Raw genomic sequence first — 17508 nt, 5'->3', positions numbered from 1 at the left:
GTGCAGCTTTTTGTATCCACTACCTTTATTAGCCCGCTGCTGGTTGGCCTATTGGGAAGCTTGCTGTTCGAGTCACTGCTAAGCCCTCGCCCACAACCGTTTTGGCAACGCAACATTGCTGCAAACATCGTACACCTTGGTAGCTGGCTACTGCTGTTTGGACTGTTTGTTCTGCTACTGCAGCGCCCTTGGTTTGCGGTCGTTTTTGTTCTGTCGCTGCAATTGGTGGTCGTGCAGTCCAGCAATACCAAGTCACGCACGCTGAACGAACCCTTTATCTGCCACGATTTTGAATACTTCTGGGATGCTATTTTGCACCCCCGTCTCTATGTGCCTTTTTTCGGCATCGGCTTAGCCATTGCCGCTAGCAGCGCAGGGGCCATTGCCATTGGCAGCTTCTTATATATTGAAGCCTCGCTAATCAGCCAATGGGGCAGCATAGCTTTTTTGGTCAGCAGCCTGGTCATGGCAACCTCAGGGGCATTATTGGTTTGGTTAGGCTGGCGCAAACTTCCGCCGATCACACTTGACCCTGTCCTTGACCTCAATCACCTGGGGCTGTTTGCCAGCCTGTGGGCTTACGGCATTGCCCTAATGCGCTCCCAACCGCCCACATCTGAGGCATCACCTTTTCACCACGTCACTCATCACCCCCTAGATCAGGCTGACCATGCAGCGCTCCCCAATGTGGTGTTAGTGCAAAGTGAATCGTTTTTTGACCCGCGTACCTGGTGTAGCGAGATTGCCGCAGACTTACTGCCACACTATGATGCCACGCGCCCCGAAGCGGTCATGAAGGGAGCACTAAACGTGCCAGCTTGGGGTGCCAATACAGTACGTACCGAATGTGCCATATTAACGGGCATTGCGCCTGACACCTGGGGGCCACGACAGTTCAACCCCTACCGCACGCTGTCACGTCACCCGCTACCCAGTATTGCCAGTGCCTTTCAAGCACAGGGGTACCGAACCGTTTGCGTTCACCCCTACCCCGCTACCTTCTACATGCGCGACAGCGTTATTCCCAAACTGGGCTTTGAAACGTTTATCGATATCAGCGCATTCGATAGCCAGGATAAGCACGGCCAATACATTGGTGATCAAGCCGTTGCACGAAAGGTTGGACGACTGCTTGAAGATGACGATAATAGGCCACTGTTTGTGTTTGTGATTACGATGGAGAATCACGGCCCGTTACATTTAGAAGCGCCGGAGCAAGCGTGGTTAGCATCCACTTTACCAACGGCGCCATGGCCATTACCAAATCACTTGCGTGATTTAGCCGTTTACCTGCACCATTTGGGTGAATCGGATAAAATGCTTGGAAGCGTTAAAGCAGCGCTAAACTCAGCGATAAGGCCAGGGCTGTTGGGCTGGTACGGTGATCATGTTCCGATATTACCCACCGCCTACAGGCACTATTCGCCCCCTGCTAGCAGCACCCCGTACATGATATGGTCAACGGAAATAGAGCGTGATACGCACGACCATCCGTCCTACGAGCAAGAATCGTATACGCTGGAAGCAAACGAACTTGGCGTCTACCTATTTAAACAGGCGTTTGGGCGCGATATAAATAGCGATGTGATCAAGGCAGAACCAGAACCTCAGGAGCAAGAATGACTAAACGCGTTGCCATTATCGGCGCCGCCCATCGTTTCCCCGGCACCACCCCTGAAACGTTCTGGCAGGACCTGCAAGCCGAAAAAGACCTCGTCACCCAAGTGGCCGCTGACCGCTGGAGCCAAGATGCTTACTGGCACCCAGACAAACGTCATCCTGGCACCAGCATCACGTTTGCTGCGGGTAGCCTAGGCGATATCAGCGGATTCGACGCAGCGTTTTTCGGCATTTCGCCCCGTGAAGCGGCGAACATGGACCCGCAACAGCGCATGCTGTTAGAACTCGCTTGGGAAACCATGGAAAGCGCAGGCATAGTGCCTAGCACCCTTCGCGGCAGCCAGTGCGGCGTTTTCATTGGTGTCGCCAGCCTGGACTACTCTTATCGTCTAGCCGATGACATGGGGGCAATTGACGCCTCTACTGCAACGGGCAACACCTCAAGTATTGCTTCTAACCGGCTCTCTTATGTGTTTGACCTGCATGGCCCCAGCATGTCGCTAGATACCGCCTGTTCGTCTTCCATGGTCGCTTTTCACCAAGCCTGCCAATCGATACGCAGCGGTGAAACAACGATGGCGCTGGCGGGCGGTATTAGTCTCCACCTACATCCTTATGGCTTTATTATTTTCTCTAAGGCCAGCATGCTTTCACCCACTGGCCGCTGCCAAGTTTTCGATGACGCAGGCAACGGCTACGTGCGCTCGGAAGGTGCGGGACTGTTTTTGCTCAAGGATTACGACCTGGCGGTCGCCGATGGCGACAATATTCTAGCCGTTATTGCCGGTTCGGCGGTCAATACTGACGGCCACAAGTCTGGCCTCACTGTTCCTAACCCCAGCGCTCAAATTGATTTAATGCGTCGTGCCTACCAGCAGGCGGGTATTACTCCTGATGAGATCGACTACCTTGAAGCCCACGGTACCGGTACCGCCGTTGGCGACCCGATAGAAACCCGCGCGATTGGTGAAGCACTCGGCAAATTCCGCAAAACGCCACTGCTGATTGGTTCAGTAAAAAGCAACGTTGGTCACCTGGAAACCGCCTCTGGCGTCGCCGGGCTGGCCAAAGCGCTTTACAGTCTGCAGCACCGTGAAGTGCCTGCCACAATCGGCATACGTAAGCTGAATACACGCATCAAATTTGATGAGTGGAACATTAGCGTTGTTACCAAAGCGCAGCCGCTCAAGAAACAGGGCCGCTTGGTAATTGGCGTTAACTCCTTTGGTTTTGGCGGCGCAAATGCCCACGTCATTCTCGAAAGCGCCCCCGAAAAAACGCCCGCGCCTCGTCAAGTACCTGACATAGCGCTACCTATTCGCATTAGCGCGCGTAGCCAAGAAGGGCTAACAGCCAATGCCCAGGCGCTTGCCAGCCATTTGCGTGATAGTCACCAGGCTTTCTATGATATTGCGCACACGCTTTATAACCATCGTGAGCAGCATACGTTTGGGGCTCTTTGCTTTGCTCAAACACCGGGCGAAGCCGCCAATGCGCTCAGCAAGTTTGTCGACGGTGAAACCAACAGCGTTGTAACGCTTGAGCGTTTAGCAAACGCCCGCGGCCCCGTGTTCGTTTATGACGGCAATGGTTGCCAATGGGAAACCATGGGCCATGACCTGCTAAATGAGCCCGCGTTCAGCGATGCCATTGACCGCGTAGATGCTCTGTTCCAGCAGCATGGCGAATTTTCGCTACGCGATGAACTCGCCGGGCGCAACCCTCCAGTGGCCAACGGAAGTCGCTTTGAGCGTACTGAAATCGCCCAACCGGCGCTGTTCGCCCTTCAGGTGGCGTTAACCGAATGGCTTAAATCCAACGGTATTGTACCTGTCGCCGTGTTCGGCCACAGCGTTGGCGAAGTTGCTGCCGCGTGGGCATCTGGCGCGCTTACCTTAGAAGATGCGGTAAAGGTCATTTACTACCGTAGTTTCTACCAAGGCAAAACCCGTGGCCTAGGGGAAATGACCGCGGTTGCCATGAGCGCGGAAGAGATTGCTCCCTGGCTTGAAAAAGCCGAATTCAACAACATCAGTTTGGCGGGCATTAATAGCCCCAAAGGCATCACCTTGGCGGGTGATCGTGATCAGCTGAGCGCTATTGAAGCAGCGCTCAGCGAACAGAGTACGTTTGCTAAGCGCTTGCCATTAGATTACGCCTTCCATAGCCCTGCCATGGACAGCATTCAAGCTGGCGTTGTCGACGCCTTGGCTGACATTCGCCCCCGTGCGACTGATATTCCCTATGTCTCGACCGTTACCGGTGTCATCAGTGACGGCACACAGCTAGATGCCCACTACTGGTGGCTTAATATTCGTGAACCGGTTCTGTTTGATCATGCCGCCACGACACTTATCGAGCAGGGCTACAACGTCTTTGTTGAAGTTGGTGCGCATCCGATTCTACGCCGCTATCTAAACGAGTCCTTGCGCCAGCAAGAGCGCAGTGGACTAGTATTTGGCACCATTGAACGCCATAAGTCAGGCGTAGATGGCTTGTCCCACTGCCTAGGACAGCTGCTGCTAAGCGGATTACCCCTTGATAGCCGTCACTTCTTCCCGGTGGAAGGCCAGCGGGTTCTGCTGCCACGGTATGCATGGCAGCGCACTAACCTCTGGGTACAGGGCACCAACGACGGCCAGGGTCTGCTGTCTCGTTACTACCAGCATCCACTGTTGGGTTATCCGCTTGCACAGCAAGACCACACCTGGGAAAGCCAGCTGGACACCCAACGTCAGCCGTGGCTTGCTGATCACGTGGTTGGTGAAGGCGCGGTGTTTCCCGGCGCTGGCTTTGTAGAGCTTACGCTAGCGGCCGCCTTACAGCAGAAAGACACACCGCTTTTAGACATTGAAGAGCTGGAAATCCGCGCCCCGCTGCTGCTAGACGGCCCCAATGGCCGCACCATGCGGTTAACGCTGAACCCAGACGAAGGCCGCTTAACTATCCATTCCCGCGAGCCTGCTACCGGCAGCGAATGGCAGCTTAATGCCGTCGCCCGCCGCATGCGCGAAAGCCGTGGCTTTTTGCTCAAACGCCAAGCGCCTAGCCTACCCAGCCGCGCACCTGACTACACCCTGGTTGAGCACTTGCAGATGGCCGAACGCATCGGGCTACATTACGGCCCTGCTTTCCAAGCCATCAGCCGTGGCTGGATTGAGGGCGATAGCGTGATTGGCGAGATCACGCTAGCGAACGATGTCCAGGCCCAGCTCGATACACTACACGTTCATCCAGGCATTCTGGACAGTGCTTTCCAGATGTTTATTCCGCTGCTGGCTCAGCATAGCGAGTTCGCCGCGCAGCTTGCCTTTGTACCGGTTCGCGTTGGCCGCATTCAGGTGAATGCAGAAGCCGGTACCCCTGTACTGGCGCGGGCGGTCATGGGCAAACGAGCACCTCACTCTTTCACCGCTGATTTCGAGCTGTATGATGCCGCTGGCAACGCCGTGGCTGTGCTAAGTGAGACTCGCTTCAAGGCCATCCGCTTGAACCGCGCGCATCATCAGCACTTTAGCTATTTAGAGGTCGAATTAACGCCTGCCCCGCTGACCGCAGCAACATTACCGCTACCTAACAACGCGCTCGTTAGGCTGGCGGGACTAAGCGATACCTATGCCGCCAGCACCGGCCAACGCTATGCCCAGGAAGTGTCGCCACTACTTGATAGGCTTAGCGAAGCGTTTGTGTCGTTCAATGATGACGGCGGTGAAGATCAGCTCGCACCGGAAACCATTTGGCAGTTACTGGTGCAAGATTACCCCGACTATTTTGCGCCTATTCATATGGTGGGTCGTTTAGGGCTGCATCGCGAACAGCTCAGCAACGGCATTGCCACCCTTGAAAGCCTAGGTATTACTTCTGAACACTTAGCCGGTATTAACCGCGTTCTCATCGGTGAGGACGGCTGGCAGGTACTAGCAACCGAACTTGGCGCACTGATGGAGGCGACGCTAGCGACCCTGCCATCAGGACAGCGTCTCCAGTTATTAGAAGCTGGTGCCTGTGCTCCCGCTCTTGGTCAGCGCCTACTCGAACAGCTGGCTAACACTACTCATATTGCAAAAGATGCGCATCACTATCGCGCTATCACTACCAGTGATAGCGCTCGTCACCAAGCCGAACAGCTCCAAGAGCGCTTCCCGCTGATGGATGTTCAGTCGCTAGACGACGCCCTACCAACACTGAGTAGCGCCGCAAAAGCTCAACTGGCGTTTATCAGCGTGGACGTCACTCAGCCTGAGCGCAGCCGCCAACTAATGGAAGCGCTTCCTGCACAGCTTGCACCAGGAGCCCAGGTCATGGTGATAGGCGTTCATCCCAGCCGTTGGTTGGATGACCTTCTGGCCACGCCGGGCATCGACCAAGCCGCCCTGGAGCAAGACACCGTAATTGAGTGGCTAACCACCCAGGGCTTTAGCGTTTCACCGTCGGTTGAACTTGAGGAGAGTGGGGCTTACCTGCTGCATGGCCAGTTTGCGGCAGAAGCCGTTGAAACTCGTCAACCTGACTCATCGACTCAAAACGGATCAACGGCCTACCATTTAATTGTCTCTGACATTGAGCACGAAGCACTCGCCGCCCAGCTTGCCGAGCAATTAGGCACAACTTCTACTTGGCTAACCGTCAGCGATGCAGCGCCGCAAGCGCTATTAACAGCCGCGCTAGGGGCACGCCAAGACGTACCTGCCGAACTCAATGTAATTGACTTGCGTTGGCTGAAAGGCGCTACCACTAGCGCCCAAACCCAACGCTGCTACACCGCTCAGCAGTGGTCGCTGGCGTTAGAGGCAAGTGGGCTTGAGAACCAAGGTAGTCGTGTCATGCTTTGGCTAACCACCCAAGCCGCCAGCACTGGCGATGACGCGGCGCTATGGGGCTTCGGTCGCTCGCTGGCAAACGAGGCCGTTGGTCATCGTGTTACGCTGATTGATCTACCAGAGGCACTCAGTGACGCGGCGCTAATCGCGTTTGCAGCATCAATCGCCACGCCAGATAGTGAAAATGAGCTGGTCATTACCGCAGAGGGTGATCGGTTTGCCACGCGCCTGCGCACGCTGCCTGCTCCTCATCCAGAGAAACAGGCAAACGCTGAACCGCATCAAGCAATGTCATTAGGCTTTACCTTACCAGGCCAATTACGCCAACTGCAGTGGCGGCCACGCCCGCTACCGGAACTGGGCACGGATGAGGTAGAAATTCGTGTTAAAGCAACCGGTCTGAACTTCCGTGACGTGATGTATACCCTTGGTCTGCTGTCCGATGAAGCGATTGAAAATGGCTTCGCTGGCCCGACCCTGGGGCTTGAGTTCTCGGGAGAGGTTCTTGCGGTTGGTGCCAATGTTCAGCACGTTATGCCTGGCCAAGCGGTCGTTGGCTTTGGTCCCGCCAGCTTCAGCGACCGGTTGATTGCCAGCCAACACGCAGTAGCGCCGCTGCCTGAGGGCGTCAGCTACGCCGCTGCCGCCACCATTCCGACCACTTTCTTCACGGTATACTACGCACTGAAGCATCTGGCGCGCCTGGAACCCGGCGAGAAAGTGCTGATCCACGGTGCTGCGGGCGGTGTTGGCATCGCCGCACTGCAAATTGCTCAGTGGCTAGGTGCCGACATCTACGCCACGGTGGGTTCTGAAGAGAAACGCGACTTCCTACGTTTGATGGGTGAGGAGCGCATCTACGACTCACGCTCACTCACATTTGCCGAAGAGATCCTAGAGGATACCCAAGGCGAAGGCGTGGATGTGGTACTGAACTCGCTGGCGGGCGAAGCGATCAATCAAAACCTACGTGCGCTACGCCCGTTTGGTCGTTTCCTAGAGTTAGGCAAACGCGATTTCTATGAAAACACCCAGATTGGGCTACGTCCGTTCCGTAATAACTTAAGCTACTTCGGCATCGACTCCGACCAGCTGATGAAAGTGCAGCCTGCCCTCACCCAGCGCCTATTTGGAGAAATGATGGCGCTGTTTAACGATGGCACGCTTAGCCCACTGCCGTTCACCGCATTCAGCCACAATCAGGTAATTGACGCCTTCCGCTATATGCAGCAAGCGCGTCAAATCGGCAAAGTCGTGGTCACCTATGAACAGCCTATTGCGCCACCGCGCAACGAAACATTAGGCACTGGCACAATGACCCTACCTGGCGATGCCAGCTATCTGGTCACCGGCGGGCTTGGCGGTTTTGGACTGAAAACCGCCCAATGGTTAGTTAGCAAAGGCGCACGTCAGCTTGTTCTGTTAAGCCGTAGCGGCCCTGCTAGCGAAGAAGCCCAGGCCGCCATCGCGACCTTTGAAGCCCAGGGCGTGAAAGTGCTGGCAGCCGCGTGTGACATTACTGATCGCGATGCCTTGGCCGTTGTCATGGAACGCATTCACCATGAGCTAAGCCCGTTACGGGGCATCGTGCATGCTGCCACGGTCATTGATGACGGCTTAATTCGTAACCTCGATGCTGAGCGGATTCAAAAAGTGCTGGCACCGAAAATTGATGGCGCTCGACACCTGGACGCCCTCACCCACGACATCGCGCTCGACTTCTTTGTCCTCTACTCCTCAGCGACCACGCTATTTGGTAACCCAGGGCAAGCCAATTACGTGGCGGCTAACCACTGGCTAGAAGCCTTTGCTGCCCGTCGCCGCGCCGCTGGCTTACCCGCTACCTGCGTACGCTGGGGGGCGATTGAAGATGTTGGCTTCCTAGCGCGCAACACGCGCACCCGAGATGCACTGCAAGAGCGGCTAGGCGGTTCAGCCTTGCGCTCTGATGACGCCCTCAAGGTGCTCGAGCAAATGCTGTTAACCGAAGGGCCAAGCCTTGGCGTTCTTGAACTTGAGTGGGGAGCGCTAGCGCGTTTCTTACCCACCGCCCAAGCGCCGCGGTTTAATGAAATTGCTCGCGCCAGTGACGATGATGGCAGCGTTGATCACGATGACGATATCAGCGCCTTACTTGCAGATCTTTCACCGGAAGAACTGCACAGCACGATCACTGATCTCCTGCGCGCAGAGCTAGCCAGCATCCTATTAATTGATGAAGAAAAAATCGACATCAACCGATCAGTGTACGACATGGGGTTTGACTCGTTGATGGGGGTTGAACTGATGACGGCCATTGAGAACAGGTTAAACGTTCAGGTACCAGTCATGGTGCTAAGCGAGGCATCAACACTGAACAAACTCGCTGGCGTGCTGATTCAAAAGTTACATCAGCATGACAAGGATGTTGAAGAGACGCCACAAGATGCGTTAGCCTCTCTGGCCGCTCGCCATGGGGCGGATGGGCACACTAGTGAGCCGGCCTCAACATCTACGACCGAGACACCATGACTGCAAAGCGCTCTGAACTGAAACGAAAGCTGTTGGAACAAGCACGCAAGCGTCCAACACCACGGGCCACCAGCCCTCAAGCGCCTGCAGCATTTGGCGCTGAGGCTACTCGGACAGTCCCCGAGCGCTTTACACGCTTCGATGCTCACCCTGGCTATCAGCAGTTAGCACTGCTGCGCCAGGGCGCAAAGCAGCTAGGCCTGATAGATCCGTTCTTCAAAGTCCATGACGGGCTTGCCGGGGCCACTAGCGTTATTGATGGTCAGTCTTGCATCAATTTCGCTAGCTACAACTACCTGGGTTACTCCGGTGACCCACGGGTTATTCAAGCCTCTTGTGAGGCAGCAGGCCACTATGGCACGTCTGTCTCCGCTAGCCGTGTTGTGTCGGGCGAACGGCCTATCCACAGGGAACTCGAGCAGGCTATTGCCAACATCTATGGGGTTGAAGACGCCGTTGCCTTTGTTAGCGGCCATGCAACCAATGTGTCTACCCTTGGTTACCTGTTAGGCCCGAAAGACCTAGTGCTTCACGACGAGTACATTCATAACAGCTCATTAGTTGGCGCTCAGCTTTCCGGCGCTAAGCGCATGCCCTTCAGCCATAATGACCCCAACGCGCTCGACGCCCTGCTGAGCAATCATCGTCACCAATTTGAACGTGTAATTGTGGTGATAGAAGGGCTTTACAGCATGGATGGCGACATCCCAGAGCTACCCCGCTTTATTGAGATAAAGCAACGCCACCAAGCGTGGTTGATGGTAGATGAAGCGCACTCGTTTGGGGTCATGGGTGACACAGGCCTAGGCTTACGAGAGCATTTTGCGATTGACCCCACTGATGTCGATATCTGGATGGGCACCATGAGCAAAACGCTATCTGGCTGTGGGGGCTATATCGCCGGTAATAAAGCGTTAGTAGAAACACTGCGCTACTTTGCCCCAGGCTTTTTGTATAGCGTGGGTATGCCCGCTCAAGTGGCCGCGCCTTCACTTAAAGTACTGGAGTTAATGCCCCAGGAAACCGAGCGTGTTACCCGCCTGCAGGCAATTTCGCGTTACTTTCTTGAACAAGCGCAGGCACGGGGAATGGATACCGGCCACAGTATCGGCTCTGCGGTCGTGCCCGTTATTGTGGGCAGTTCACCGCTGGCAGCCCACTTATCCCATGCGCTACTTGAGCAGCACATTAACGTGCAGCCTATTTTGTACCCTGCTGTTCCTGAAAAGAGCGCTCGTTTACGCTTTTTCCTTTCCTGCGAACACACTGAGGCCCACATCGACCAGACACTGGATGTTCTTGCAGTGCTGCTCGCTAACGCTAAAGGGTGAACAATAATGGAGGAATTAGAAACCCAAGAAGCGTGGATTAATCCCAGCTGGTATGTCATTCAGTGCAAAGGCGGCGAGTCGTTTCGCGCCGCCGAGCACCTTGCTAACCAAGGGTACGAGGTGTTTCACCCCGTGCTAAGTGTTAAACGCAAGCGCCAGGGCAAATATACCTTGGTGACTGAGCCCCTGTTTCCTTATTACCTCTTTATTCGCTTGGATCAAATAGTCAGCAACTGGCGGCCGATTCGTTCGACCCGTGGCGTACTGCGCCTACTCACCTTTGGTAATACGCCTATTGCGGTGCCAGATGCGTTAATCGAAACACTACGTGATCAACCGCATCATCAGGAAGGTAGCCACAGTATTTTCAGTGTCGGGGAAAAAGTAACGATTACTGACGGCCCTTTCAAAGATTTAGAAGCCGTCTTTAAACGCTGTAAGGGCGAAGAGCGGGCTATCGTTCTACTTAACGTGCTGCAGCGCCCTCAAGATGTTGAGCTTTCTATCGACAACTTACGAAAAAATTAAAAAAGAGGCCGTCGTGACGGCCTCTTTTTCTACCTTTTGCTCTACCTTACATACTTTTGTTCTACCTTACATACTTTGGTCAACTACCGCCTCAGCGCTCAATCCTTCTTCACTATCTACAGCGTCGAGCTGCTCAAGGAAGAAGCCGCGTGCGGCGTCACCATCCACGCCGCGTTTCTCAGCCTCGGCCTCCCACTGACCAGGAAGATCTGCGGCTATTTGCTGGAAGCGCTCAAGCTCTTCGGCAGGCAGCTCCACAAACGTGTTGCCCTGCTCTTTCGCAAACTCAATGCCACGCTCATCCACCACGTCCATCATGTAGCCAAACAGACGAGAAAGTTGCTCTCCTGATACCTCCTCAATGGCTGCACGATCCTCTTCAGAAAGCGAGGCCCATGTATCAGGGTTGATGACCATTGAGAAACTTCCCCGATAAAAACCACCCGGCATCTGAACGGTGTAGGGCAGCACTTCCGCTAGACGAAAACTTTTGAGCCCTTCAAGGGTCAGCATTGCGCCGTCAATAACACCTTGTGTAGCAGCCTCATAGGTGCTGGCTGGCGGGAGTGCTACGCCGGTAAGCTCAAGTGCGTTCGAAATGTCCGCCATAATGCCGCCACCGATACGCACGCGCTTACCGTCTAGGTCGTCAAGACTATCAATCTCTTCGGTAAGATAAAGGGCACCAGGGCCGTGCACCCCAACCCCAATCACCTCAACCCCCCGGTGCTCATTCGCCTCGGCTAGGAACTCATTATGGGTGCGCCAATAAGCCACCGAGGCAGACTCGGACGAGAAGTCCTCAAACGTAGGGAGTTCGGGTAGCTTGGTCAGCTCGAAACGGCCTGGCATTAACCCATGAAAAAGCCAGGTAACGTCGGCAACGCCATCTGCGATTAATTCCATTTGAGAGCCGGGCGGGCCCATATCGTGAACCACGTTAACAGTGACGCGCCCTTCGGTCGCTTCCTCTACCCAACTTCCCCATGTCGGCCAAACAATCGTGTTAACGCCGTGATTAGGGCCTGCCCAAGTACTAACCTGCAGTTCAGTTGAGGCGGTGGCATGTTGTAAAGTGCCCAAAGCCATCAAGGCAGAAAGCGTTGTCAGTGTGGCGAGTTTTTTCATTATTAATATCCTCTCGTTCATTTCAGAAGTGGCATGCAAGGTGTTGCGTTTTAATGTTGTTAGTTGTTGCTTATTAATTGTTAGCTATTAGAGAGCGAGTACAAGACGATCACCCTTAGCTCTCGAACAGCAGGCCATCATACGATCACCGGCAGACCGCTCAGCACGGCTGAGCACCAAGTCTCGGTGATCAATTTCCCCTTCGGCAACGGCGACTTCACACGTACCGCACAAACCTTCGCAGCAGTCGCTGGGCACATCCACGCCAAACGCCGTCAGTGCTTCCAGCAAGGTCTGATCATTACCGACCTGAAGAGTCACGTTAGAGTCGGTAAGCACGGCCTCGAAGGCATGCTCTTTATCAGGATCAAGGATGTTAGAACGAGCCGAAAAATGCTCAACATGTAAGGTTCCTTCCGGCCAGTTCTGTGCCAATACCTCAAGCGCCTCTAACATTCGTTCAGGGCCACAGCAGTAGACTTGCTCACCCTCAGCCACGCGGCTAAGTGTGGTTGAGATATCGAGCCGACAGCCCTCATCACTCGCATGAACCGTGAGCGCTTCGCTGTGGTCACGCTCGACGCGCTCCAAAAAGGCCATGGTTCGCCGCCCAGCACCGCAATAGTGAAGTGTGTAGGGCTTACCTAATGCCTTAAGCTGATCGGCCATAGTAAGAATCGGTGTAATACCAATACCGCCTGCTATCAAGGTATAGCGTTCTGCCGTCTCATCCAGGTGAAAGTGGTTCTTTGGACCAGCAATATGCAGTACGTCACCTGGTTTGATCGTCTCGTGAAAATGTAATGAACCACCACGCCCCGAAGGCTCACGTAGGATAGCAATAGATAAACGATGCCGGTCATTACGCTTGCCACACAAAGAGTAATAGCGCCGCCACTCGCCTGAGACCAGCTCGATATGCGAGCCAGGTGACCAGTCCGGCAGCTCACGGCCATAGGGGTCGATAAGATCAACCCGAACGACTTCCTCGGCTTCACGCGCTACCTCTGCGACTACAACCCGACGCACAATATCCTCTTTAATAGGCGCACCAATATGGAAATGCGTTGGGCTCTCAAGCACCCCACGGTTACGACGTTCAGGGTTCTGCTCAGGGTCCCACTCCACCCAAAGCGAGGTTGGGCCACGGAAAGAAGTATTGGGCAGATACTCGAACGCTTGGTCTTCAACGAGGTGTATATGGGGTAAACGGCGGACAAATTCATCAAGGATAATACGCATTTCCATGCGGGCAATATTCTTACCCATACATTGATGCGCACCGTAACCAAAGGTGAAGTGCTCCGCTGAGTTATGGCGGTAAATATCGAACTCATCAGGGTTTTCAAAATGGCGTGGATCACGGTTAGCCGACGCTTGTACTAACAACAGTTTGCCACCTTTAGGGATCGACACACCCCCTACGTCAGCATCCTCAGTAGCGATACGGCGCCAAGCCACCACAGAGCCAGCAGCACGAAGACACTCCTCAATCGCGCTGGGGATTAGCGTGGGGTTCTCACAAATATCGTTCCAAGAAGCACGGTTCGATAGCAGTATGCGGAAAGCGTTCGTGGTGGCGAAAGCGGTCGTCTCATGGGCAGCCACCAAAATCGCCATCATCATTGAGCGCAGGTAACTCTCAGGCACAACGTCGGGGTGCTGGTGGTGCATACGGATTGAATCGTACATCCACCCCTCACCGGTTGGCTCGTCTCGCATGCGATCTAGAATAGCCTGCGCCGTTTGCCAGAATTGACCCACGTCTTCAGCAATCTTCAGCTGCTGTTCTGGCGAGGGGCGGCCCCAAGTATTAAGCGTGTGGGCGACCGAGAATTTGCGAAGCTCTTTGGCATCTTCGCTGGGCACCCCCAGAAAGCGCAGCGCCACGGTCATGGGGATTTCCCGAAACATCTCTTCTACCAGATCCGCGCGGCCTTTATCGATGAAATGATCCATATAGCTACGCACTAACTCGCGCACCCATGCCTCATGCTTCTCGAGGTTCTCAGGCAGGAAAGCATCCATCAGCAGGCGGCGGCGCTCCATATGGTCTGGCTCATCCTCGTTGACCATGGTGCGACGCATTGCAAAGCCATAGCTTTCGAGAATTTTCACCGCTTCTGGCGGCGCTGGCGTCAGTTTCTCCAGGGCAATCGCCGGTGAAAAGGTGAGATTGTCACGAAAAACAGCTTTTACCTCGTCATAGCGGCTCACAACCCAATAGCCAAGCTTAGGACTAAAGAACACCGGCTCCTGCTCGCGAGACCAGCGCAACGCCTCAGCGGGGTCAAGCTGGTAAGACGCACCGAAAGGATCAAAGGCAGCAGCATCCCGCGAAACGGGGCATCCCGTCGGTGATGTCATCGTTGCTTGGCTAGTTGCATCAGCTGGCTGATGAAAAGGACAGCCTTCTGACATTTTATCGGGCTGGCGTGCAGGTGTGGTCATGATGTCTCCAAGGGGAACGCTCAACAAGACGTTTGTTTTATTTTTGTCTCTATTAACGCACAATTGTTATCTATTATAGAAACAAAAAATAGAGGAAGAGTGACGCATCGTCAATACGTGTTTGCAGCCCCAAGGTACTGCGCCATACTTGTCGGTCGTTCATTATCCACCCGCAAACGTCTGTCTGAGGTTCCCTACTGATGTCGTCCACGCTTCAAACGCTTGATCGCGGCCTGCTCGCCTTAAAAATAGTTTCCGAGCATAACGAGGGCATCAGCATCGCTAAGCTTGCTGAGGAGCTTGACGTACATAGGGCGATCGCCTATCGCATCGTCGCCACACTCGAATCACACGCACTACTTGCCCGCACCCAGGGAGGCACCCTTAGGTTAGGCGCGGGCATTACTTTGCTAGCTTCCCGTTTTGAACCCCAGCTCCATGCGGTCGCCTTGCCATTGTTAAAAACCCTGGCCAAAGCAACACGCGCAACTGCGTTTATTTCTCTAGCCCAAGGGGAAGAGTGCATGGTGACGCTGGTGGCTGAGCCTGAAGAAGGAATGCTACGGGTGGGATATCGTGTGGGCAGCCGCCACCCGTTAACACAAGGGGCGGCTGGTATCGCGATTTTGGCAGGACGAGCGCCGAAGGAAGAGGACAGCCCAGAGGTAAGGCAAGCCCGCCTTGATGGCTATAGCCTTACACGGGGGCAACTTCAGCGCGGCGCGGTTGGCGTCGCCAGCCACATCCCCACTACCCGTTCAAGCATTGGCATGGAAGCTTGTGTCGGAGTCGTCGCAATGGATGATCTAGATAGCGAGCGGGCGATTGATGAAGTAAAGACCTCCGCGATACGGCTAGCGGAACTGATTGGGCAATAGTGATAAAGACAATAGTGATAAAAACAATAGTGACGCAGTTAATCAGCCCTCTTATTCGCGCTGATAGTAAACTGGGAATAGCTAGGAGGGATCGATACTATTTTGTGGCAGGCCTTGCAAGAAGCAACGGCGAGCGCTCATCTTCCGAAAACTCCGTTGTAGCAGCTTCTTGACGTCCTCCCCTGCCTAAAGTCGGGAAAGGATATCAATGTTGTAGAAAAAGGGCTGCATTTTCCTGTTTACGCTGATCCAGTGTTTTAGTGATAGATGACACTGTCGTTTTACTGATCCCCTGCTGCTGTGCGAGATGAGCAAATTGGCTGATTGCTTGAGATACTTCTTCAACGACTTGCCGCGCTTCATTCCAACTCCCATAGCCGGCACTTGCGGCAAGCTTTTGCATGACCTTAATCGGCGGAGCTTTGCCATAACCACCAAAAGCGGTGGCGTGTTCGTTAAATGGATGGGGGCTATAGGTGACATCGTAAAAGGGGGCTGGCTGCCATTGACCGTCGTCCGACTGCAAAAAAGCCCAGTTTTTACTGTGATCGTCTTGGTTAGACGACAGCAGATTAAATATGGCGCGTCGAAATTGCAGTTGCCCTGCGGCTGGGGATTTACACAACTGTCGGCTGGCTTTGATCAAGTCAATATAATCTAAACTTGGGGTTCGAAAGTCCGCATCCAGCAAACCACAGGCACTGTGCATATGAAGGCGGCCTGCATGAGGTTCGTCTCTTAAAGCAGAGCGCTCAGCCATATAGTCAAAACGTTTAAGCGCTAACCACGCAGGTGCACCGCTAATGCGAGGCGCTTCAATAAGTTGCCAAATCGGCGGTTGACACTTGGCTTGCTCGGCCATTTGCAAATAGACAGCCTCACACAGACCTTCTTCATGCCCTAGCGCTAAATGCTTTGAAGTAAACTTAATCAGCCAAGCTTCATCACCGCGTTGTGCGAATGTTCGACAACGTTTAATTTCGCCAGAAGGCATATAAATCTGCGCCTTAGGCCTTGCACCTCCTGAACTGCCACCGGCCACTAATGCGGCCAACACTTGCTGAGCGTACCCATCGAAATCATCGTGGTTGCTATCAATATGGTCAGACATTGAAACATCGAAGAGCGTTTGCGCTTCTAAACCCAACGTCGCTAAATCAATGTCAGATTGGAGCTCAGTTGAGAACTCAGATGCCGGCAAGAAAGAGAGCGCCCCCATACCTTTATCACCAACAAAGGCCAGTCTATCCATCGCCGTTAATTGATTAGGGAGAATGCCCTTTTGACGGAAAATACGATCTTGCAACAGCATTCCCCAGCCATCAGGTAAGCAATCACCAAATACACCATGCACACCTTGATGAGGCTGTTTCGGGGCGGCTTGCACTTGCGTATTGGTTTGCAAAGTAAAAGGCGACAAATTTCCAAACTGCTTCACATAGCTGTCAACATACTGAAAAAAAACGCCTTGCCGATTCTGAGCCAACACACCGACTGCCACCTGCTCACCTGAGCTTAAGGTTCGAGCTACGTTGAGTTTTTGGATAGGTTTAAAAGGCATCTTTTAGCACCTCATCAATGCTACTTGGGACAGTAGCTTGATTCTTGCTTGGTTGAGTGAGCTGATAAAGCCGATCCAACGAGTCGAGTGTCTGCCAAAGCAACAGCAGTTGGCGAAATGAAATTTGCCCAGTCAGCTCAAACTTCTTAATGGTCGCTGCTGGTACACAGCTGCGCTCTGCCAGTGCAGCTCGTGATAACTTTGCTTGTTGGCGTAACTCACGTAAGTAAGTGGCATACGCTTGGCTCACATCGGTATCATCTAGTAATGTAAGATTCATCATCAGAAACCAGAATGGATACAATAATGTCCATTATATGGATTAAAACCGCATAATGGCTACTATTATATCCAATAGAGACAGTGATATAGAAAATTACTCGATGACCACAGTGAAAACAGTGCTTCGAGCTGGGAAACTACTTGCCGATCTGAACAAAGTCACGCCCGTACCGCTCGGCCTTGTAAGTCAGTTGTTGGGTGAGCTGATGCCAGCCCACGTCGCTAATGGCCTTCGCCACCCGGTGCCGCGCCTTGGTGCGGTTGTTCGAGTTTTTCTGTTTGCGCGATAAACAGCGCTGTGCCCGTGCCAGCTTTTGCTCAGTGCGCCGCAGAAAGCGCGGGGTAGGAACTTTGTCGCCGTCACTGGTGATGACGCGGTGGGTCAGCCCCAGGTCAAC

The 17508-nt window shown here is 53.9% G+C and carries 10 protein-coding genes; 5 read left to right on the top strand and 5 right to left on the bottom strand.

The features are described 5' to 3' along the window. The 4 genes from M0220_RS13740 to rfaH are packed head-to-tail and all read left to right on the top strand — an operon-like array spanning position 1 to position 10810. On the top strand, positions 1 to 1623 hold the full coding sequence (locus M0220_RS13740) for an LTA synthase family protein (RefSeq protein ID WP_264017953.1): 1623 nt from the start codon (positions 1 to 3) through the stop codon (positions 1621 to 1623). Further along, on the top strand, positions 1620 to 8951 hold the full coding sequence (locus tag M0220_RS13735) for a type I polyketide synthase (protein WP_264017952.1): 7332 nt from the start codon (positions 1620 to 1622) through the stop codon (positions 8949 to 8951). Before M0220_RS13740 ends, M0220_RS13735 begins: the two co-directional genes overlap by 4 nt. After that, positions 8948 to 10282 carry an aminotransferase class I/II-fold pyridoxal phosphate-dependent enzyme gene (locus M0220_RS13730; RefSeq protein ID WP_030071999.1) on the top strand — a complete coding sequence of 445 codons (1335 nt, stop codon included), beginning with the start codon at positions 8948 to 8950 and terminating at the stop codon, positions 10280 to 10282. The genes M0220_RS13735 and M0220_RS13730 overlap by 4 nt, the downstream gene beginning before the upstream one ends. Before the next feature lie 6 nt (positions 10283 to 10288). Further along, positions 10289 to 10810, top strand: coding sequence for a transcription/translation regulatory transformer protein RfaH (rfaH, locus tag M0220_RS13725; protein WP_030071997.1), 522 nt, complete (start codon positions 10289 to 10291; stop codon positions 10808 to 10810). A 66-nt stretch (positions 10811 to 10876) separates the two neighbouring features. Here the strand turns inward: rfaH and M0220_RS13720 are convergent, their stop codons facing one another. Both M0220_RS13720 and M0220_RS13715 read right to left on the bottom strand, forming a co-directional pair. Beyond that, the gene (locus M0220_RS13720; protein WP_264017951.1) at positions 10877 to 11938 is read right to left on the bottom strand and encodes a TRAP transporter substrate-binding protein; all 1062 of its coding nucleotides are present in this window, start codon (positions 11936 to 11938) and stop codon (positions 10877 to 10879) included. An 87-nt stretch (positions 11939 to 12025) separates the two neighbouring features. Beyond that, a complete protein-coding gene (locus tag M0220_RS13715) occupies positions 12026 to 14389 on the bottom strand; it encodes a cytochrome P450/oxidoreductase (RefSeq protein WP_264017950.1) in 2364 nt (787 codons plus the stop codon). A 200-nt stretch (positions 14390 to 14589) separates the two neighbouring features. On the opposite strand from M0220_RS13715, the gene M0220_RS13710 reads away from it, so the two are divergent. Further along, positions 14590 to 15267 (top strand): IclR family transcriptional regulator, encoded by a 678-nt coding sequence (locus tag M0220_RS13710; protein ID WP_264017949.1) that lies wholly within the window; start codon positions 14590 to 14592, stop codon positions 15265 to 15267. Positions 15268 to 15472: 205 nt separating this feature from the next. On the opposite strand, the gene M0220_RS13705 is transcribed toward M0220_RS13710, so the two are convergent. From M0220_RS13705 to M0220_RS13695, 3 genes are all read right to left on the bottom strand, one after another. Further along, the gene (locus M0220_RS13705; RefSeq protein ID WP_264017948.1) at positions 15473 to 16828 is read right to left on the bottom strand and encodes a type II toxin-antitoxin system HipA family toxin; all 1356 of its coding nucleotides are present in this window, start codon (positions 16826 to 16828) and stop codon (positions 15473 to 15475) included. Then, positions 16818 to 17111 carry a helix-turn-helix domain-containing protein gene (locus tag M0220_RS13700; protein ID WP_432613049.1) on the bottom strand — a complete coding sequence of 98 codons (294 nt, stop codon included), beginning with the start codon at positions 17109 to 17111 and terminating at the stop codon, positions 16818 to 16820. Before M0220_RS13700 ends, M0220_RS13705 begins: the two co-directional genes overlap by 11 nt. A 136-nt stretch (positions 17112 to 17247) precedes the next feature. Continuing rightward, positions 17248 to 17481, bottom strand: a complete 234-nt coding sequence (locus M0220_RS13695) for a transposase (protein ID WP_232222378.1) — start codon at positions 17479 to 17481, stop codon at positions 17248 to 17250. Between the last annotated feature and the right edge of the window lie 27 nt (positions 17482 to 17508).

Source organism: Halomonas qinghailakensis (assembly GCF_025820815.1).
Classification (GTDB): domain Bacteria; phylum Pseudomonadota; class Gammaproteobacteria; order Pseudomonadales; family Halomonadaceae; genus Vreelandella; species Vreelandella qaidamensis.
The sequence above is the reverse complement of the archived record's forward strand: the minus strand, read 5'-3'. Positions and strand labels throughout refer to the sequence as shown.